The organism is Tellurirhabdus rosea, from assembly GCF_026278345.1.
Lineage (GTDB): Bacteria > Bacteroidota > Bacteroidia > Cytophagales > Spirosomataceae > Tellurirhabdus > Tellurirhabdus rosea.
Genome location: NZ_CP111085.1, coordinates 2,293,637 through 2,313,129 on the forward strand (window position 1 = coordinate 2,293,637; position 19,493 = coordinate 2,313,129).

Consider the following 19,493-nt stretch of genomic DNA (forward strand, 5'->3'; position numbering starts at 1 on the left):
GACTATTTTTACTTATGTGTGGTCAAATATGATTTGTTGTACAATAAAAAACAAGGGAAATTTATTTTTCATGAAAACTTTTTTTTTGCGCCCCTCAGCGCAGTCAAAGCCCATGTTCAGACAAGAGAGAAAAGACAAGAGACAGGAGACAGGATTAGGTTTCCGGTTTACAGCCGTTGAGTCTCTTGTCTTTTCTCTCTTGTCTTGTGTCTCTTGTCTTCCTGACTCAGGGCTCGACCCGGGCAGGCGCGGGCGCAAAGACGTTGTCGATTGGTGGGCCCACGGGTTTATCGCTATGAAAGTCGTACCCAAGAGCCCGGGCCAGGGTAGCGGCAATCTGGTGCTGGAAGAAGACGGGGCCGCCCGACTGTTCGCCGGTCGGGGCTACCCCGGCACCCCAGACCGCGAGCCACATCTGGTACGAGCCGCCGGTGCCGGTGCCGTGGCTTTTCCAGCGGGCTTTGCCCTGTTGGCCGCGGCCGTGGTCGGTGGTCAGAATAAACGTTGTTTTGCCCCTATATTCCGGCATGGCCTGCATCGTCCGCCACAAATCGCCCAGATAGCGGTCCAGCGATTGCAGCATGGTCAGGTGGTCAAAGTAACGGCCCGCATGCGCGAGTTCATCCGTTTCGTCGAAGGAAAGAAACAGCACCCGGGGTTTGTGGCGCTGTACATATGCCCGGGCGGTGAAATAGGTCAGAAAGTCGGCCCGCACGCCATCGCACCATTCCCGGGGCAGCAGCGCCGTCATATCGTTGAGGAGCGAGTCCACGGCATTGTCGGCTTTTCGGGCCTCGTTGGCCGAGTTGGCCGGGATGCCGCTGCGCGACTCGTTGACGGCGGCCTCGATCACTTCCCAGGACGAGAAAACGGCCACTTTTCCGCGCAGGTCCGGCTTTTTGTTCAGAAATTCGAGGACGGTCGGGTTCGGATTGGGAATCTTTTTGTTGGACTTCACCCGGTCGTCGACATAGCCCGCCAGCAGTTCGCTGTAGCCGGGGTAGCTGAACCAGTACGGATTGGCGACGTTGACGCGGCTCTGGAGTTGCCGGTTGCCGTAGAGTTGCCCCTGCTCGGCGACGGTTTTCCAGACGAAAGGCATCAGTTTCTGCCGTCTTTCCTGGGGTGTCGCGCCCCAGAAATGCCGCCGGGCTTTGGCCGTGTCGGGCGAGTAGGCCGGATCAAAAAGCAGGCGCCCGTCGGCTCCGTTGAACACTTCCTGCCAGCGTACACCGTCGAGCGTTACCAGAACGACGTTTTGGGCGGGTTGCGCCGCTACCCGGATTCCCAGCAGCATCCCGATCCCGAGCCAGGCGAAAATCTTCTTTTTCATACGGTTTCCGTAGCCCCCCTTCCATCGGCGCGGGTCGGCGCACGCGTCAGCAAACGGGTTACCGGTAGATGACAAACCCCTCGAAAGCACGACCTTTCTCCTGGCGTCTACCTTTTGTTGGGCCAAAAAGTTTTACTTTCCGATTGTTCGCGCCGGGCCTTTATCCTGTGCTTCGGTGAGTCGGAAACGGGGCGGTCGGTTGAGCGGTCGGGGCGGTCCATACCGGAAACAAGAGCCTGGTCAACCGGGCGGTCGGACGGCGTTTTGCGGGCCTGGAACCCGGCCAGTTAACATTTGGATAATACAAGTTTACCGCTTAATAATTACAAAAAATTATTCTTCTTTTTCCCTAGCGAATAACTATATCTTTGCTCCCACCGAAGCGCACTGAGCGCCTCTTCATTTGCTCGAATGCTCTGCGAAGAGCAGATTTTCTCTGTTCACCTATTTATAACCACACGCATGAAAAAAGTGCTTCTGACAGGCGCCGCCTTGCTGATGATGGCCGCTGCCTATGCCCAGACCAACACCGCCACGCTCAGCCAGAGCGGAACAGGCAACGGAGCCACGCTCGACCAGACCGGCGCAGACCAGACCGTGACGGTCAGCCAGACCGGTACCGGCAACACCGCCACCACCGAGCAGACCAGTGATTACCAGCAGGAGATCGTCATCACACAGACCGGCGATGACAACACCGCCTCGGCGTACCAGAACCTTCAGGCCGGTCCCGGCAATCTGATCACCATCAGCCAGAGCGGCTCGGGCCAGACCGCCACCGCCGACCAGTCGGACTTCTTCACCATTGACGCCACGACCACCATCACGCAGACGGGTGAAAACAACACGGCGACGGTAAATCAGGCTGGTACCGGCGCCGACCTGGACGGGGCCATTGGAAGCATCGCGACCATCACGCAGAACGGGGTTGGGCCGGGCAACACGGCCTCGATCACGCAGACCAACAGCACGGACGACGAAGCGGTCATCAACCAGGATGGACAGCTCAACGACGCGACCGTTACCCAGACCGGCGACAACAACTACGCGTTCATTTCCCAGGTCAGCGTTTTTGGTCCGCAAACGGCGACCATCAACCAGGACGGCAGCGACAACGAGGCTTTCATTTATCAGGAAGCCCAGGCCGGTCCGAACAACGTGGCGACCGTCGATCAGGTTGGCGACGGTAACTATGCCTACATCAACCAGTCGGACCTGTTCACCATTGGGGCCACCGCCACCATCACGCAGACCGGCAATGACAACGACGCCCTCATCGATCAGCTGGACGCCATCGGCAGCGAAGCGACCATCACCCAGACCGGCGACGGCAACTACGCCTACGTGCAGCAGAACGTACTGTCTGACAACAACACGGCCACCGTCACCCAGACCGGCAACGATAACGAAGCCCGTCTGCTGCAAACGCTGGGTAACGATAACGTAGCCACCATTAGCCAGGACGGCGACGCCAATATCGTGGAGGGCCTCGGCGGAGCCGGTTCCTTTGCACTCCAGAGCGGCGACCTGAATACCATGACCATTACGCAAACCGGCGTCGGCGGCCTGGTCCAGATCGAGCAGGTCGGTACGGCCAACACGGCCACCATCGTTCAGAGTAACAATCCCTGATAATAGAGTAGAAGTCTGATAATACAGTAGAAGTATAGTTAATCCGTGAAAAGCGGCTGTCCCTTGGGCGGCCGCTTTTTATTTTTCCATCCGGACCGGTTGTCGCCGGACCGTTAGAGACATATGAAAAAATATTTTTTAACATTCGCTTAATATTGAATTCACAATTTGTTAACATTGTCTTAACATTGAGGTAACAGCCCGGTAACATTGGCTGGCTTCTGCATGAGAGCAAAGTTTTACTGTTAAACGTCCGTCAAAACATGAAAAACCTGATATTTCTTCTTCTTTTGGTTGGCTTAACGACCGCCGGCGTAAACGCAAAGCCCCGCAGCTCAAAAAAAGCACAGCCCAAACAGCGGCTTGAGCAGCAGCTGACCAACTATATCTCTTATCCGGACGTGTTGCAGGACGGCAATCGTGAAGGTGTGGTTGTGGTGCAGTTTAAGGTAAACGAAGAGAACCGGATGAGTCAGGTGGCGGTCCTCAGCCAGGACGAAAAGCTCAACAACAGCCTCATCAAGCAACTGACCGGCAAAAAAATCGAAGTAGCCAAAGCGGGTTCGCAGGAAATGCACACCGTCCGACTGCGCTTTCAACTGGACTAAAGAAAGGTTGAAAGTTTAACGTTAAACTTTCAACCCAATAAAAGCCTGGTGCTGATTCGTTGGCGCCGGGCTTTTTTTTGCCTTTTAAAAGCCGAAAAGCACCTTTCACGAAATTCCTGAGGCCCCGGCAATTATTACCGTACGTAAATTGTTAGTATACTACGTGCAAACCGCTAATTTTGCGGAAGTTTTTCCAAGCAAGAAACAATGATTAACCTTATCACCAAAGGGATAACCAAGCTCTTCGGCACCAAGACGCAGCGGGACCTTAAAGAACTTTACCCGTACGTCGGTCTGGTAAATGCCGAGTTTGACAAGCTGCGGACCCTTTCCAACGACGAATTGCGCCAGGTAACCGTTGACCTTAAGCAGACTATTGCCCAACGGTTGCAGGATATCGATACCCAAGTCGCCCAATTAAAGGAGCAGGCCCTCAATCCCACCCTTGACGTAGACCAGAAGCAAACCCTGTTCAACCAGATTGACAAGCTCGAAGCCGATCGGAACAAAGAACTGGAAGTTGTTCTGATGGAGATTCTGCCGCGCGGCTTTGCCGTGGTCAAGGAAACGGCCCGTCGTTTTGCCGAAAACGAGCAACTCGACGTAACGGCCACTGACTACGACCGCGAACTGGCCTCCCGCAAACGCAGCGTTGTCATTCAGGGCGACCGGGCTTACTGGGCCAACACCTGGGACGCCGCCGGAAGCCCCATCAAATGGAATATGGTCCACTACGATGTCCAGATCATCGGCGGTACGGTACTCCACCAGGGAAAAATTTCCGAAATGGCAACGGGGGAAGGAAAAACCCTCGTGGCTACTTTCCCGGCTTTCCTCAACGCACTGGCCGGACGGGGCGTACACATCGTAACGGTCAACGACTACCTCGCCAAGCGGGACTCCGAGTGGATGGGGCCGCTGTTCGAATTCCACGGCATGCGCGTCGACTGCATCGACAAGCACCAGCCCAACTCCTTCCAGCGCAAGCAGGCCTATCTGGCCGACATTACCTACGGGACCAACAACGAATTTGGCTTCGATTACCTGCGCGATAACATGTCGCGGGGCGTGGATGAACTCGTGCAGCGCAAGCACCACTACGCCATGGTCGATGAAGTGGACTCCGTGCTGATCGACGACGCCCGGACGCCGCTGATCATTTCGGGTCCGGTGCCGCGCGGCGACGAGCAGGAATTTACCGAACTGAAACCCCGCATTTCCCGCGTCGTGGAAGCCCAGCGCAGCCTCGTGATGCAGCTGCTCAATGAAGCAAAGAAAAAAATTGCGGCGGGCGACGAAAAGGAAGGCGGGCTGGCCCTCTTCCGGGCTCACCGCGGTTTCCCGAAATACAAGCCCCTCATCAAGTTCCTGAGCGAGACGGGCATGAAGCAGGTCCTCCAGAAAACGGAAGCGATTTATCTGGCCGAAAACCAGAAGCTCATGCCGGAAGCCGACGCCCCGCTGTATTTCACCATCGACGAACGGCACAACAGCGTCGAGCTGACCGAAAAAGGAATTGACTTTATCACCGGTTCGGGCGAAGATCCGACCTTCTTCATCCTGCCTGACCTGTCGATCGACCTCTCGGCGGTGGAGAAAAATCCGGAGCTGAACGAACAGGAAAAAATTCTGCACAAGGAAGCGATCATCCGCGATTATGCCGTAAAAACGCAGCGGATCAACACCGTCAACCAGTTGCTGAAAGCCTTCTCCCTGTTCGAGAAAGACGTCGATTACGTCATCATGGACGGTAAGGTGAAGATTGTGGACGAACAGACGGGCCGGATCATGGAAGGCCGCCGCTGGTCGGACGGTCTGCACCAGGCCGTGGAAGCCAAGGAAGGCGTACGGGTGGAAGACGCCACGCAGACCTACGCGACCGTCACCCTCCAGAACTATTTCCGGATGTACCACAAGCTGGCCGGTATGACCGGTACGGCCGAAACGGAAGCCGGTGAATTCTGGACGATTTACAAACTGGACGTGGTTTCGATTCCGACCAACCGGCAGGCCGTCCGCAAAGACCAGGAAGACAAGGTTTACCGTTCGGTTCGCGAAAAATACAATGCCGTCGTTGACGAAATCGTCAGCCTCGTAGAACAGGGCCGCCCGGTGCTGGTGGGTACGACTTCGGTAGAAAACTCGGAGATTCTGAGCCGGATGCTGACGCTGCGCAAGATTCAGCACCAGGTTCTGAATGCCAAGTTCCACCAGAAAGAAGCCGAAATCGTGTCCGAAGCCGGTAAGCCGGGTACGGTGACGATTGCGACCAACATGGCCGGTCGGGGTACGGACATCAAGCTGACGCCGGAATCCAAGGCGGCGGGCGGTCTGGCCATCATCGGTACCGAACGCCACGAATCACGGCGCGTTGACCGGCAGCTGCGCGGTCGTTCGGGCCGTCAGGGTGACCCCGGTTCGTCGCAGTTCTTCGTGTCGCTGGAAGATAGCCTGATGCGCCTGTTCGGTTCCGAGCGGATTGCGAAGGTCATGGACCGGATGGGTCTGGAAGAAGGCGAAGTGATCCAGCACTCGATGATTACCCGGTCCATCGAACGCGCCCAGAAGAAGGTCGAGGAAAACAACTTCGGCATCCGGAAGCGCCTGCTCGAATACGACGACGTCATGAACTACCAGCGGGAGGCCATTTACAAACGCCGCCGCAACGCCCTCTTCGGCGAACGCCTTGCCCTCGACATTGCCAACACGATGTACGACGTCTGCGAGGAGATCGTCAACAATGCCGAAAGCTTCGACGAGGCACAGCTTCAGCTGCTGACCACGCTGGGCTTCCAGACGAGCCTGGGCCGCGACGAGTTCGGCCGGATGAAAAAGCCGGACGCCATCAACCGCCTGTATCAGGAAGCCGAAACGCACTACCGCGATAAAAACGACGCTATCCGCCAGAAAGCCATGCCGGTCCTGACCGCGGTGCTGGAAGAACGCGGCGAAATGGTGAAAGACATCGTTGTGCCGTTTACGGACGGGCTGCGCGAACTGATGGTCGTCACCGACCTCCGCGAGGCCGTAGCGACCGAAGGCCGCACGCTGGTTACGGAGATGGAAAAGGCCGTTTCGCTGTCGATCATCGACCAGGAGTGGAAAGAACACCTGCGCGAGATGGACGACCTGAAGCAGTCGGTGCAGAACGCGGTGTTCGAGCAGAAAGACCCGCTGCTGGTGTATAAGTTCGAATCGGTCGAGCTGTTCAAGCGCTTCCTGGTGAAAGTGAACTTCGACACCATCGGATTCCTGGCGAAAGCCGACATTCCGGGTCAGGAAGCGGAAGAGGTCCAGCAGGAAGTGCAGCAGGCCCCGGCCTACCGCCAGCCGGAACCGCAGCCGGAACTGCATACCAACAAGGAGGAACACGATGAACCGGTAGCTGGTGGCCCGCAGGAATACGCCCGCAAAATGGCTTCCGCCGAAAAGCAGGCACCGGTCCGCTCGATCAAAGTGGCCAACCGCAACGAGAAAGTCAGCGTGCAGTACGCTGACGGCACCGTGAAACGCGACGTGAAATACAAAACGGTAGAAAACGACGTGCTCAGCGGCAAGGCGATTCTGATTGAATAATTCGATTCCTGCAACCATAAAGCCTCCGTGGAGATTATCTTTACGGAGGCTTTGTTTTTACGGCGATGTCAGCTTTACCGAAAACGTACTATAGCGAACAGGATTATCTGGAACTCGAACGAAAGGCCGAGTACAAGAGCGAATATTTCCAGGGGGAAATCTTTGCGATGGCCGGTGCTTCGCGAAACCACAACCGGATTACGGAAAATCTGTCCATTGTAATCGGTGGATACTTACGCGGCAAATCCTGCCAGACGTTCTCGTCCGATCTGCGGGTCCACATTCCTGCCAACACGCTGTACACCTATCCCGACATCGTCATTGTCTGCGGAAAGCCGGAGTTCCTGAAAGATGCGGCGTTGGACACTCTGCTTAATCCGACGGCTATCATCGAAGTGCAGTCGCGCAGCACGGTTGGTTATGACCGGGAAGCCAAATTTCAGCTGTACCGCGAGATTCCGTCGTTTCAGGAGTACATTCTGGTCGATTCCGAGAAAGTACACGCGGAAGTCTGGTACAAACCCGATTCCGGTTTCTGGACGCTCCGGCAGGAGACGAACAAAGCCGCCGACAGCCTATACCTTCATTCCATTGATTTTACGCTACCGCTTTCCGACGTCTACGCCCTGACGGAAGGACTGCTTCCCTGATACCGAATGGATCAATCATTAGCCCGCTTCATCGACCATACCAACCTGAAGCCCACCGCCACCGAAACCGATATCCGGACACTCTGCGGCGATGCGATTCAATACCCGTTTAAGGCCCTGTGCGTAGCCCCGTATTTTGTCCCGTACGTCAAAGAAATGATGGAGCATTACCCCGGCACCACCATCTGCACCGTCATTGGATTCCCGCTGGGCTATCAGACCACCACCGTCAAACTTCTGGAAGCGGAGCAGGCGCTGGAGTGCGGCGCGCTGGAGATCGACATGGTCATCAACCTGAGTGCTTTCAAATCCATGGCGTATCAGTCCGTACAGAACGAGATTCAGAAGCTGGCCGAACTGGTGCACGACCGCGACGGACTCCTGAAGGTCATCATCGAAACGGCCTATCTCGACGACAACGAAATCCGGATCGCCTGCGAACTCTGCGCCGAAGCCCGCACCGATTTTGTCAAAACCTCCACGGGCTTTGCGCCGGCCGGGGCCGTGGTCGAACAGGTTCGGCTGATGCGGAGCCTCCTTCCCGAAACCATTGAAATCAAAGCCTCCGGCGGCATCAAAACCCGCGCGGACGTGCTCGCGCTGCTGGATGCCGGGGCCACTCGAATCGGCACCTCGTCCGGCGTGGCGATTATGGAAGAAGTGTAAATGCGAAAAAAACGGGTTTTACACCTGAGCACCGCCCACTCTCCCCGCGACCCGCGCATCGTCTACAAACAGTGTCCGGCGCTGGCGGAGCGCTACGAGGTCTGGTGCGCGTTGCCCCGGGCCGACCCGTCCGCCGCGCCGGAAGTCCGGTTTATCCGGCTGCCCCGCTTCCGGCGCGTTGTTTGGCGGGTGCTGCTGACGTCGCCGTATATTCTGCTGCGAACGTTTTTTCTGCGCCCGGCCATTGTCCATATTTACATGCCGGACCTGCTTCCGCTGGCGTTTATCTACCGGCTGCTGGGAAGCCGAGTCATTTACGAAGTGCAGGAAAATATTTACAAAAAAGTCGCCATTAAGCGACACAACCGCAGCTCGCTGCTCCAGCGTTTCTTTCGCGGGTTCGATGAAGCGGCGCGGCGCTGTTTTTACTTTATTTTTACGGAACACGGGTATCTCCAGACGTACGACCGGCTGCGCCACCCTTCGGTCATCGTCTACAACTACCCCATCGTTGCGGACTACCAGCCTTACCGGGCCACCCGGCACGGGCCGGATTCGGAGATCAACATTTTTTACCTGGGCGGCATCAGTTTCGAACGCGCCATCGACACGGTGATCAACGGTCTGGCCCGGCTCCGGCAGCACGGTTACCCGTTCCGGATGCATCTGTTCGGACCGTTAGCTTTTCCGGAAAAGGAATTAGAAACCATTCCGGCGTACAGCCAGTTAAGACAGCATCTGGTTTTTTACGGCTATACGGACCAGCAGCGGGCCCTGCCCATCGCGGCTCAATCCCTCGCCGGACTGGCCCTGCTGAAGCCCGTGGCTGACTATCCGGAGTCGTATCCCACCAAACTGTTTGAATACATGGCGCTGGGGCTTCCGGTTATTACCTCCCGTTTTCCGCTGTATCGGGAAGTGGTCGAGCGGCACCGGTGCGGTTTTTGTATCGACCCACATGACCCGCAGGCGCTGGCCGACTGCCTTCGTTTTCTGATCGAAAACCCGGCCGAGGCAGAAGCGATGGGTGAGCGGGGCCGGGTTGCCGCCGAACGGTATTATACCTGGGAAACCGAACGGCGCAAGTTGCTCGACTTCTACCAACTTATTGAATTCTGAAAAGTAATTTTATCATTGTTCCAATATTAAATACCACACTTTCCCGGAAAGAGTTAATTTTCAACCGGAAATGCGGCCCGGCTGCATTGGGTCTTTAGTAACTTACCATGTACATTCATGCACTCAGCCACTACCTTCCCTCTCAGGTAGTTGGCAATGAACATTTTACCCAACTCAACGGGCTTTCGAGCGAATGGATAATCGAGCGAACAGGAATAACGGAACGGCGGAAAGCGGGTGTCGATGAGAATACGAACACGATGGCCCTCGAAGCGGTCCGCCGGTTGTTTGACAACACGTCTCTGGAGCCCTCCCAAATCGACCTGATTGTTGGTGCCACCTACACGCCTCACGATACAATTGTCACGCTGGCCCACGTGGTGCAGCATAACCTCGGCATTCCCGACATTCCGGTGGTGTCGATCTCGACGGCCTGTTCCTCGCTGCTGAACGCCATTGAGGTGGTAGAAGGCTATTTTGCCATGAACAAGGCCACCCGGGCGATTGTCATCGTCTCCGAGCACAACACCGCCTACAACAACGAACACGATACGGTTTCGGGCCACCTTTGGGGCGACGGAGCGGCCGCGCTGCTGATCTCGAAGGAACGCATCAGCGAATCGGATATGCAGGTGAAATGCCTGATTACGGGCGGCGCCGCCCATAGCGGCAAGGCCACCACGGGCGTCGTGCTGAAACCGCTGGATAAAGGCGTCATCATGCCCCACGGCCGCGATGTGTTCATCAACGCCTGTCAATACATGCCCCGGGTCAGCCAGCAGGTGCTGGAGAAATGCGGCCGGACCATCGACGAGGTGGCGTACGTGATTCCGCACCAGGCCAACCTGCGTATCAGCATGAACGTCATTGGGACCCTGAAACTGCCGGAAGAAAAACTGATTTCCAACATCCAGCGGCTCGGCAATACCGGCTGTGCGGGCTGCGCCATCGCCATGTCCGAGGAACGCGGCCGATTCCGGAAGGGCGAGATTATCGTGGTCACGGTCTTCGGCGGCGGCTACTCGTACGGGGCCATGCTGGTGGAAGTATAAGCACCCGTTTGTAGAGACGCAGCCTATTGCGTCTCTACGGATTTATCTCTTCAAATAGTCCGGGGCATTTTGTCCTTCCAGACCCGCGTCCGCGACGGGTTCGCCAAAGACCGTGGAGACCGGCACGACTCCGGCCCAGTAAGGCAACTCCCGGTCCTCCAGGTCGTCGTTGACGCCACCGCTGCGGATTTTGGCCGAAGCTTCTTCCAGCGGAATCGCAATCACCATCGTTTTCTTCATCTCACTGGCGTTTGGCAGCCGGCAGTCCGCCCAGCGCCCCTTGAACACGTGGTCGGTAATCCGTTCCAGCGCCAGCCAGCGTTCGGCCTCGTCCTCCACCAGCCGCGTTTTTCCAAAGGCCACCACCGAGCGGTAATTGACCGAATGAGAGAAAGCCGACCGGGCCATAATCATCGCGTCCAGCAACGTGACGGCCACGCAGACCTCCACGCCCTCACTCAACTGACGAAAAAAATGGCTGCCTACCGATCCGTGAATATAAATCGTGTCGTCGATCCGGCAGTAGGCAATCGGCAGAATGAAAGGCTGCCCGTCGAGCGAATAACTCACGTGACAGAATACCGCCTCATCCAGAATCGGATAGATAACCTCGTTTTCGTGGGAGCCGCGCTTGGGCAGGCGGCTGAGCTTTGTACGGGAAGTGAGCATGATGGGTCTGTTGCTTTTGTTCGGACAAAACTATTCCTTTACCGGACTAGTCAGGTGTACCAGTTTTTAGATTTTGAGTAGTCCGGTTATGCTGCCTTACAAAACCCTTTTCGTCCTGAACCGCCAGAGTGCAACCCCGTTATCCGCCCAGCTCATCACCACGTTTATCCGGCATATCCGCCAGGGAATTCTTCCGGCCAATACCCGGTTGCCCGGCAGCCGGACGCTGGCCGTGCTGCTCGGCATTCACCGGAAAACCGTGATTGCCGCTTACGAAGACCTGGCGGCGCAGGGCTGGCTGGTTCAGCATCCGTCGAGGGGGACGTTTGTGAGCAGCCAGTTACCGGACATTACGCCCCGCCCGCTGCCGGATACGCCGACCAAAGGCATGGCGGGTCGGACGGGCTATGAGGTCAAAAAACGGAAGCATCTGGCCATACCGGTTTTGAAAAACAATGCCCTGCTGACCTTTGACGACGGGTTTCCGGACGTCCGGCTGGCACCTGTCGAACAACTGGCCCGCAACTACCGCTCCATCCTGAAACGCGGTTTTCAGCACCATCTGCTGGGCTATTCCGACACCAACGGCAGTCTGTTCTTCCGGCAGCAATTGGCCCGATACCTGCACGACAGCCGCGGCATTCCGGCAACGGCCGAGCACGTTTTTACCACGCGCGGCAGCGTGATGGCCATTTACCTGCTCGCGCAGGTTCTGCTGGAACCGGGCGATACCGTCGCCGTAGGCCAGACCAATTACCGGACAGCCAACATGATTTTTGCCGAAAGAGGCGCGACGCTCCTCCGGCTTCCGGTCGATCAGCAGGGGCTGGTCGTGGAAGCGCTGGCCGAGCAGTGTCGGCGGCAGCCCGTCCGGCTCCTCTACCTCACGCCGCACCACCATCACCCGACGACGGTAACGCTGAGTGCCGAGCGCCGGATTCAGCTGCTGCAGCTGGCCGAACAGTACGGGTTTGTGATTCTGGAAGATGATTACGACTACGATTTTCACTACGCCAGCAGCCCGATCCTGCCCCTGGCCAGCGCTGACCCGGCCGGGATGGTCGTCTATATCGGCTCGTTCACCAAATCCATGGCCCCGGCGTTTCGGGTGGGTTACGTGGTGGCTCCGCCCGACCTGATTGCCGAGCTTGGCTATTTAAGGCGCATTGTGGACCGGCAGGGCGACACGGTTCTGGAGCAGGCGATTGCCGAAATGCTGGCCGAGGGCGACATTCAGCGGCATCTGAAAAAAGCGCAGAAGATCTACCACCAGCGGCGGGACGCCTTCTGTCGGCTGCTGCGGGAGGAGGTGGGCCATGCGGTTTCGTTCACCGTTCCCGATGGCGGGCTGGCGGTCTGGGCGGAGTTCGCGAAGGAGCTGGATCTGGCCGTGCTGTCGGCGCGGTGTCGGGAACAGGGGCTGGTCTTCAGCGATGGCCGGTTTTACCACCCCGACGGCCTGCCGCTGCACCACACCCGACTTGGATTTGCCTCCTGCACCGTGGAAGAAATGGAGCAGGGAGTAGCGATTCTGAAGCGGGAAGTTTTCGCCCGTTAAGTTATAGTAAAGCAAAAATTTGGAGAGCCGGACCCGTCACGAGCCAGCTCTCCGGGCTTTTGCCTCAGTCTTTTTCGACGTAATTGAGATCCTTCCGGAACGTTTCTTCCATGTAATACAAGGCGATCAACGACAGCGCGACCGTCAGCAACCCGACGCCCAGGGCGCTGTTCAGGGTTCCGAACTGGTTTTTGCCCCACACAAACAGCGTCGTCAGCGGAATGACCGTGCCACGCACAAAGTTGGGGACGGTCGTGGCGACGGTTGCCCGGAGGTTGGTTCCGAAAAGCTCCGCCGCGATGGTCACAAACAGGGCCCAGTAGCCGTTGGCAACACCCAGCAGGATACAGATGCCGTAGAAGGTGTTCACGTTTTGCAGAGGCGCCAGCAGGAAGACGAGTACAAAGGCAAACGACAGCAGGATAAAGCCCCCAACGACCTGCTTGCGATTTTGCAGGTACTGGCTCAAAAGCCCGCTGAGGACGTCGCCGACCACCTGCCCGACAAACGCCAGCATGACCGCTTTGCCCGCCACGACCGGCTCCGTCAGGCCCATGGCCTGCCCGAATTCCGGCGAGAACGTAATCAGAACCCCAACCACAAACCAGATCGGCATGCCGACCAGAATGCACTGGAAGTATTTCAGCAGGCGTTCGCGACTGGTAATCAGCATCCATAAATCGCCCCGCTTCACCTGCCGCTCTTTGACCACTTCGAAGATGCTCGATTCGAACACGTTCACCCGCAGCAAAAGCAGCAGAAGGCCCATACCGCCGCCGACAAAGTACGAGTTTCGCCATTCGAACAAATCCGCGACAAAATACGCCAGAATAGCGCCCAGAACGCCCATCGTTGCCACGATAGTTGTCCCGTAACCCCGAATCTGGCGCGGCAGCACTTCGGTCACCAGCGTAATGCCCGCTCCCAGTTCGCCCGCCAGTCCTACCCCGGCAATAAAACGCAGCAGGGCGTACTGCGGCATGCTGGTAACCAGTCCGTTGCCAATATTGGCCAGGGAATAAATCAGGATGGAGCCGAACAGGACGGACAACCGCCCCCGCTTATCCCCCATGATTCCCCAGAAAATGCCGCCAAGCAGCAGCCCGGCCATCTGCATATTCAGCAGAAAAATGCCCTGGGGAAGTAGCTGGTCGGGCGTCACACCCAGCGCTTTCAGACTGGGAACCCGTACGACGCTGAAAAGAAATAAGTCGTACATATCGACCAGGTAACCCAGGGCGGCTACCATGACGGGCAGACTGAGCAACTGGCTGGCAAGCGATTCTTTTTTGAGGGGTTGTTGAATCATGGAGTTACGATTTTGGGGATGGGAGTGGGTGGTTCTCGCAGATGCCCGCGGATTTGAGGCGCAGATTTTCGCAGTTTGCACAGATTCAGCAGTTTTTTCTACGGAAATCTGCGATTATAATCTGCGAGCATCTGCGAGAACCACTCACACCTGCGACGGAATGACGTACGGGGCTCGGTATTTCCGGTTGAGCATGGCGTTGGCCTCGCTGTCACCGATGAACTGTTCTTTCTTGGGGTCAAACTTCAGCGTACGGCCGAGGCGGTAAGCGACGTTGCCCAGATGCGCAATGCCCGACGAAAGGTGCGCCGTTTCGACCGGACCGTTGAGCTTCGACTTGTCCCGCGCCCGAACCGCCTCGATAAAGTTCAGGTAATGGTCGCCGCCCGCGTGACCCGCCGGGCCGGGCGTGCGGTCGCGGCCGAGGAACGTCTTGTAGTCGTTATAGCCATTGATGACCATGTAGCCTTTATCGCCGTAAAAAATATTGCCGACCTGCACGCCGTCTTCCATGTTGGTCATCCACGGACGGACTTCAAACTGAATGACTTTGCCTTCTTTCGGGTATTTGTAAACCGACGTCAGTGTTTCGGGCGTTTCCTTGCAGTCGTTCCAGAGAAATTTGCCGCCGGACGAACTGATTTCCTCCGGGAAGCCCACATCGAGTCCCCACATGCAAAGATCGGTTTCGTGAATGCCCTGGTTGCCGATATCGCCGTTGCCGTAATCCCAGAACCAGTGCCAGTTGTAGTGGACGTAGTTTTTGCTGAATTCACGGGCTTTGGCCGGACCCTGCCACAAGTCCCAGCTCAGCCCTTCGGGCACCGACGAAGTACCTTGATTGCCGATGTCGGGGCGCCATTTGAAGACCAGCCCCCGGGCCATGTATACCTTGCCGATCAGACCGTCGCGCAGGTGTTTGATCGCCTCCTGAATGGCCGTCGAACTCCGTAACTGGACGCCGTGCTGCACGATGCGGTTGTATTTGGCCGCGGCATCGATCATCTTCCGCCCTTCGCTGAAGGTGTGCGAACCGGGCTTTTCGACGTACACATCCTTGCCAGCCTGGCAGGCCCAGATGGTCGCCAGGGCGTGCCAGTGGTTGGGCATGGCGATGCTGACGGCGTCGATGTTTTTGTCGTCGAACACTTTGCGCAAATCCTGCTGGGTCTGCACCTTGCGCCCGTATTTCTGTTCGAATTCGGCAGCCCGTTTGGCCGACACTACGTTATCGGCATCGCAGAGCGTGACCACTTCCACATTCGGCAGTTTGGAAAAACCCGCAATGTGATCCTGTCCGCGCCCGTTCACCCCCAGCACGGCTACCCGGATGCGGTCGTTGGCCCCGAAAGCATGGGCAGGAATGAACGTTGGCAGGGCCAGCGCGGCCAGCGAACCGGTGGCGGCGGTCTTCAAAAAATCCCGCCGGGACTCTGATTGGCTTTTCATACAGGTGTAAGGGTTTGAAATCTATAGGATCAGGAATATTGTCCGACTGGCTGGTTCCGGCATGGCCGGGGCTTTCTGCGACTATTTGCACCAAAGCGCCCCGGCGGCCGAAACTAACGTCTGACAGCCAAAAACTTACAGACGCGGCAGCGTCAGCCCTCCGTCCACAAGAATCACCTGTCCCGTTGAATACGGAAAATCGCCTTTCGCCAGCGCGGTAACGGCCCGTCCTACGTCGTCGGGCAGTCCCCAGCGCGGCTGCACACACAGACCGTCCGCGATGAGCTTGTCGTATTTTTCCGTAACCCCCGCCGTCATGTCCGTTTTGATCACGCCCGGCCGCACCTCATACACCGGAATGTCAAACTCGCCGAGCCGGACCGCAAACAGTTGGGTTGCCATGCTCAGCCCCGCCTTGGCCACGCAGTATTCGCCCCGGTTGACCGAAGCTACCGTCGCCGAAATGGACGAGACATTGACGATACAACCCCAGAAGTCCGGCGACCCGGACTTCTGCGCGATCAGCCAGTTAGCGGCGGCCTGCGTCAGAAAGTACGGACCCTGCAGGTTGGTCGCCAGCAGGTGCTGAAAACTTTCTTCGGTAGCTTCCAGAATGTCGCGGCGCTCTTTCGGGGCAATCCCGGCGTTGTTGACCAGCACATGCAAGCGCCCGAAGTGGCTTTTAATCTTTTCCAGCATGGCGGTCCGGGCTTCGGCCGAAGCCACGTCACCGGGGCAGTAAAGGACTTCGGCCCCCAGCGCCCGGAGGCCGTCGAGCGCTTCGGTGACCGCCGTTTCGGGTCGGACGCCATTGATGGCCAGATCAAACCCCGCCCCGGCCAGATGCCGGGCGATGCCGTAGCCAATGCCCCGGCTGCCGCCCGTGATAAAGGCAACTCGTTTCACAGGCTTTCTTTGATGAGTTTCAACTGTTCGGCTTCGGGGCGTTTTTTGTAGAGCGTGTCGAGCGGATAGCAGCCCGAGATAAGGCCGTTCCGGGGAGCCGTTGTGCAATCCGAGAATGTCCGGCAAATCTGGTTGCGGACCAGCGGTTTTCCGGCGATCATATCGGCCGGCATCGTCGGGTACGACAGCACCATCCGTCCGAAACCGATGCTGTCGGCCATGCCGTTCTGGAGCACGTACTGGGCGATGTTGGGCAGCCATTCCTGCAAATACGAATACCCGGACCCGATGATGACCATTTCGGGAAACGCCTTTTTCAGTTCGCAGGTGACATCAATCTGGCGTTTTACCCCCAGCAGCGGGTCTTCCGGCGGCAGATACCCGTCCGAGGGTGGGAACAGGGCGGGGCGCATCAGATGCGGGTTGTAATACGGGCTGCCTCCGGTGACGCACACCATCTGAATACCCAGCGACTCGGCCAGCGCCAGTACCGCTTTGGTCTCGGTGAGGTCCACGCCGAGACCGTTTTTTTGTCCGCCAAAAGCGTACGGATACTGTTCGGCGGATTCGGGAATGCCCTGCCCGTCGGGGCCTTTTTTGAAGGGCAGAAAATCGAAGGCGCTCAGGCGGATGGCCAGTTCGAGGCCCGGGGCGGCCTGCCGGATGCCTTCCGCGATGCTGCGCAGGTAGCGGGTCCGGTTTTCAAACGAACCGCCGTACTTACCCGGCCGGTTAACGGCACTCAGAAACTCGTGGCCGAGGTAGCCGTGGCAATGCTTGATGTCGACAAAATCGAACCCCGCTTTCTGGGCCAGCACCGCCGCCTGGATGTATTGTTCGATAATGCGGTCAATGTCGTCGTCCGTCAGCACGGGGTAGTCCTCGCCCATCCCAAATTTCTGGTTCAGGAACGGGTGTCCGTACAGAATCTTCGGCTCAAACTGCTTGTGGCTGTGCGGCTTGCAGAACCGGCCCGAATGGGTCAGCTGCAGGCCGATCACCAGGCCATCGGTAGTCCCAAAGGCCGCGCGGTGTTCGTCCAGCAGCATCTGCCGCAGCTCGACAAAATCAGGAAAGGTTTCCTCATTCATTACGAGCTGGTTGGGATTGGCCTTGCCGGTATGCGTTACGGCCACGGCTTCGCAGCCAAAAAGCAGTTTGGCCCCGCTTATGGCAAACTTTTTCCAGCGGGCGCGGGTGAACTCCGTCGGGCGGCCGTCGAGCGTACCGTCCCAGCCTTCCATCGGCAGAATACACAGACTATTTCCGACCGTCTTACCCGATTTGAGGGGAATGGGTTGGCCGAACGGACTTTCGGCGGGTGGCAGCAGCGTATCGTCAAATGGCAGTTCGATGCTGTTCGTTTGTAAATAATTCCGCAGGTCCGTCGCCGTCTTCATCTGGGCCATGCGGGGAAAGCGGGGTTTGTATTTTTCGCTCATGGTTTAGCTTGTTTAACCACGGAGTTGCACCGAGTTTAGAGGGGTACGGAGTTTACATACGGTGTGAAACGCTGCGCCGGGCTCCGGGTGAATCTGTGGTTTCTATCTCCATTTTATCGTCCCAAACAGTTGAAAAAGGCGTAGTACGGCCCGCCGTCCACCAGCCGCTGGACGTACAGCGCCAGTTCGCGGATGTGGTAGTCGCCCCACATGCTCGATTCGCCATAGGGAATTTTGCTGCCTTCCGGGACGTAATCCCAGCCGTTGGGCCGGTGGTAGATCGAGTGCAGCAGCAAGCCCTGGTGAGCCGGGTCGGTGCTCAGGTAAGGCTCTTCCAGCAAACGGTTCAGGACCGTCAGGCCCGCCTGGGTGTAGCGTTTCCCGGCTTCGGTCTCCCCTTTTTCGGACAGGTATTTTCCCAGACGAAGCAGCCCCTGCGCCCCGATGGCCGCGGCGGAACTGTCGACCGGTTCGAAGTCGTTGACCGGCTCAGCGGGCCGGTCGAGGTAGTTGCCCAGTCTGTGCAGGTTCGGAGCCCCGGTATCCCAGTACGGAATCCCGTCTACGGGCGTGTGTTCGATGTAAAAATCGCAGGTAGCGCGGGCGGCTTTCAGCAGGAAGGCTTCCACCTCCTGGCGACCGCCAAACGGTTCCAGTTCACCGTCGGGCAGCGTCTGGAGGTACTCCAGTTCTTCGGGAAAGCCGCACATGGCCCAGGCGAGGCCGCGGGTCCAGGTGGTGAACCCGCTGTAGCCCTGCTGGGAGTTGGGGCAGCGGAAGGCCCCGTCTTTGGTGTTGAATACGCTTTCGTGTGCCGTACGGCCCCATACGTCGTACGAATCGCGGCCTCCGCCGTAGAAAATCGAGTAGTCGGCGGTGGCTTTCATGTGCAGCAGCGCCCGTTCGAGCAGGCTGATTCTGGCGTCACCTTCGCCCTGAAACACATGTCCGAGGCTGTGGCTGACGACCAGCGCCCGGCAGGAGCGGATCGTATCGACGAACAGCGAATGCGGGCCGTTGAAGGAATGAATGAAGCCCCCGTTGCGGACAGTTGTCCAGCGGCTCGCCTGAACGGCCCCCGAAATCTTGAGCGCCATTTCGTAAAAGTTCTTTTCCCACTCGCTGAACGGGATTTTGCCCTCATGCATCAGCCGGAGCAGGTTGCCGTAGGTGCTGACGTTGTTGAAACCGTGGTCGTGGACGCCGATGTGGCTCACGTGCGGGGCCATCGCCGTCAGGGTTCTGGTCCGGCCCATTTCGAGGAATTCCGGTTCGCCCGTGGCGTCAAATTGCAGAATAGCCGATCCGTACTGAAAGCCCTGCGTCCATTCGGTCCAGCCGCGGGTGGTGTATTTCCCGGCCTCCGTAAAGACAGGTGATCCTTTGGCGGTATCGTATTCGGCTTCAATCAGGCGGATTTTTTGGGCAGACAGCTCCCAGAAGCGGGTCAGTTTGGCAGATAAATCGGCAGGTACTAAATCGTTATTAATCTGAATCATCGTCCGGATATTCGGGGGAAGAACT

At 57.6% G+C, this 19,493-nt stretch carries 15 protein-coding genes; 8 read left to right on the plus strand and 7 right to left on the minus strand.

Annotated features, from left to right (window positions below; translation table 11 throughout):
* Positions 1-226 precede the first annotated feature (226 nt).
* Positions 227-1,333 (minus strand): alkaline phosphatase family protein, encoded by a 1,107-nt coding sequence (locus ORG26_RS09570; protein WP_266368750.1) that lies wholly within the window; start codon positions 1,331-1,333, stop codon positions 227-229.
* 462 nt (positions 1,334-1,795) lie between these two features.
* Here ORG26_RS09570 and ORG26_RS09575 point away from each other — a divergent pair, with 462 nt between their 5' ends.
* The 7 genes from ORG26_RS09575 (at position 1,796) to ORG26_RS09605 (ending at position 10,636) form a co-directional block, all read left to right on the plus strand.
* Positions 1,796-2,965: a hypothetical protein gene (locus ORG26_RS09575; protein ID WP_266368751.1), complete on the plus strand. Its 1,170-nt coding sequence runs from the start codon at positions 1,796-1,798 to the stop codon at positions 2,963-2,965.
* Between the two features lie 263 nt (positions 2,966-3,228).
* Positions 3,229-3,573, plus strand: coding sequence for an energy transducer TonB (locus tag ORG26_RS09580; RefSeq protein ID WP_266368752.1), 345 nt, complete (start codon positions 3,229-3,231; stop codon positions 3,571-3,573).
* Between the two features lie 207 nt (positions 3,574-3,780).
* A complete protein-coding gene (gene secA / locus ORG26_RS09585; RefSeq protein WP_266368753.1) occupies positions 3,781-7,149 on the plus strand; it encodes a preprotein translocase subunit SecA in 3,369 nt (1,122 codons plus the stop codon).
* Between the two features lie 65 nt (positions 7,150-7,214).
* Positions 7,215-7,799 (plus strand): Uma2 family endonuclease, encoded by a 585-nt coding sequence (locus ORG26_RS09590; protein WP_266368754.1) that lies wholly within the window; start codon positions 7,215-7,217, stop codon positions 7,797-7,799.
* A gap of 6 nt (positions 7,800-7,805) precedes the next feature.
* Positions 7,806-8,465, plus strand: coding sequence for a deoxyribose-phosphate aldolase (gene deoC, locus ORG26_RS09595; RefSeq protein ID WP_266368756.1), 660 nt, complete (start codon positions 7,806-7,808; stop codon positions 8,463-8,465).
* On the plus strand, positions 8,466-9,584 hold the full coding sequence (locus tag ORG26_RS09600; RefSeq protein WP_266368758.1) for a glycosyltransferase: 1,119 nt from the start codon (positions 8,466-8,468) through the stop codon (positions 9,582-9,584).
* Positions 9,585-9,691: 107 nt separating this feature from the next.
* Positions 9,692-10,636, plus strand: coding sequence for a 3-oxoacyl-ACP synthase III family protein (locus ORG26_RS09605; RefSeq protein WP_266368760.1), 945 nt, complete (start codon positions 9,692-9,694; stop codon positions 10,634-10,636).
* A gap of 42 nt (positions 10,637-10,678) precedes the next feature.
* Here the strand turns inward: ORG26_RS09605 and ORG26_RS09610 are convergent, their stop codons facing one another.
* Positions 10,679-11,305, minus strand: coding sequence for a pyridoxamine 5'-phosphate oxidase family protein (locus tag ORG26_RS09610; protein ID WP_266368762.1), 627 nt, complete (start codon positions 11,303-11,305; stop codon positions 10,679-10,681).
* 88 nt (positions 11,306-11,393) lie between these two features.
* Between ORG26_RS09610 and pdxR the strand changes: the two genes are divergently transcribed.
* On the plus strand, positions 11,394-12,863 hold the full coding sequence (gene pdxR, locus ORG26_RS09615; RefSeq protein ID WP_266368764.1) for a MocR-like pyridoxine biosynthesis transcription factor PdxR: 1,470 nt from the start codon (positions 11,394-11,396) through the stop codon (positions 12,861-12,863).
* A gap of 64 nt (positions 12,864-12,927) precedes the next feature.
* Here the strand turns inward: pdxR and ORG26_RS09620 are convergent, their stop codons facing one another.
* The 5 genes from ORG26_RS09620 to ORG26_RS09640 all read right to left on the minus strand — a co-directional run bounded on the left by ORG26_RS09620 (position 12,928) and on the right by ORG26_RS09640 (position 19,468).
* Entirely contained in the window at positions 12,928-14,172 is a 1,245-nt protein-coding gene (locus tag ORG26_RS09620; protein WP_266368766.1) for an MFS transporter, read from the minus strand.
* Positions 14,173-14,316: 144 nt separating this feature from the next.
* Complete coding sequence (locus ORG26_RS09625) at positions 14,317-15,621, minus strand: Gfo/Idh/MocA family protein (protein ID WP_266368768.1); 1,305 nt, start codon at positions 15,619-15,621, stop codon at positions 14,317-14,319.
* Between the two features lie 135 nt (positions 15,622-15,756).
* A complete protein-coding gene (locus tag ORG26_RS09630) occupies positions 15,757-16,527 on the minus strand; it encodes a 3-ketoacyl-ACP reductase (RefSeq protein ID WP_266368770.1) in 771 nt (256 codons plus the stop codon).
* The gene (locus tag ORG26_RS09635; RefSeq protein ID WP_266368772.1) at positions 16,524-17,969 is read right to left on the minus strand and encodes an oxidoreductase; all 1,446 of its coding nucleotides are present in this window, start codon (positions 17,967-17,969) and stop codon (positions 16,524-16,526) included. The genes ORG26_RS09630 and ORG26_RS09635 overlap by 4 nt, the downstream gene beginning before the upstream one ends.
* A gap of 113 nt (positions 17,970-18,082) precedes the next feature.
* Positions 18,083-19,468: a glycosyl hydrolase gene (locus ORG26_RS09640; RefSeq protein WP_266368775.1), complete on the minus strand. Its 1,386-nt coding sequence runs from the start codon at positions 19,466-19,468 to the stop codon at positions 18,083-18,085.
* Positions 19,469-19,493 lie beyond the last annotated feature (25 nt).

Bases quoted from the DNA above. Each gene is read 5' to 3' on its own strand.
- ORG26_RS09590 (WP_266368754.1), top strand. From the start codon at position 7,215: ATGTCAGCTTTACCGAAAACGTACTATAGCGAACAGGATTATCTGGAA.
- ORG26_RS09570 (WP_266368750.1), bottom strand. From the start codon at position 1,333: ATGAAAAAGAAGATTTTCGCCTGGCTCGGGATCGGGATGCTGCTGGGA.
- deoC (WP_266368756.1), top strand. From the start codon at position 7,806: ATGGATCAATCATTAGCCCGCTTCATCGACCATACCAACCTGAAGCCC.
- ORG26_RS09600 (WP_266368758.1), top strand. From the start codon at position 8,466: ATGCGAAAAAAACGGGTTTTACACCTGAGCACCGCCCACTCTCCCCGC.
- secA (WP_266368753.1), top strand. From the start codon at position 3,781: ATGATTAACCTTATCACCAAAGGGATAACCAAGCTCTTCGGCACCAAG.
- ORG26_RS09625 (WP_266368768.1), bottom strand. From the start codon at position 15,621: ATGAAAAGCCAATCAGAGTCCCGGCGGGATTTTTTGAAGACCGCCGCC.
- pdxR (WP_266368764.1), top strand. From the start codon at position 11,394: ATGCTGCCTTACAAAACCCTTTTCGTCCTGAACCGCCAGAGTGCAACC.
- ORG26_RS09575 (WP_266368751.1), top strand. From the start codon at position 1,796: ATGAAAAAAGTGCTTCTGACAGGCGCCGCCTTGCTGATGATGGCCGCT.
- ORG26_RS09640 (WP_266368775.1), bottom strand. From the start codon at position 19,468: ATGATTCAGATTAATAACGATTTAGTACCTGCCGATTTATCTGCCAAA.
- ORG26_RS09605 (WP_266368760.1), top strand. From the start codon at position 9,692: ATGTACATTCATGCACTCAGCCACTACCTTCCCTCTCAGGTAGTTGGC.
- ORG26_RS09620 (WP_266368766.1), bottom strand. From the start codon at position 14,172: ATGATTCAACAACCCCTCAAAAAAGAATCGCTTGCCAGCCAGTTGCTC.
- ORG26_RS09580 (WP_266368752.1), top strand. From the start codon at position 3,229: ATGAAAAACCTGATATTTCTTCTTCTTTTGGTTGGCTTAACGACCGCC.
- ORG26_RS09635 (WP_266368772.1), bottom strand. From the start codon at position 17,969: ATGAGCGAAAAATACAAACCCCGCTTTCCCCGCATGGCCCAGATGAAG.
- ORG26_RS09610 (WP_266368762.1), bottom strand. From the start codon at position 11,305: ATGCTCACTTCCCGTACAAAGCTCAGCCGCCTGCCCAAGCGCGGCTCC.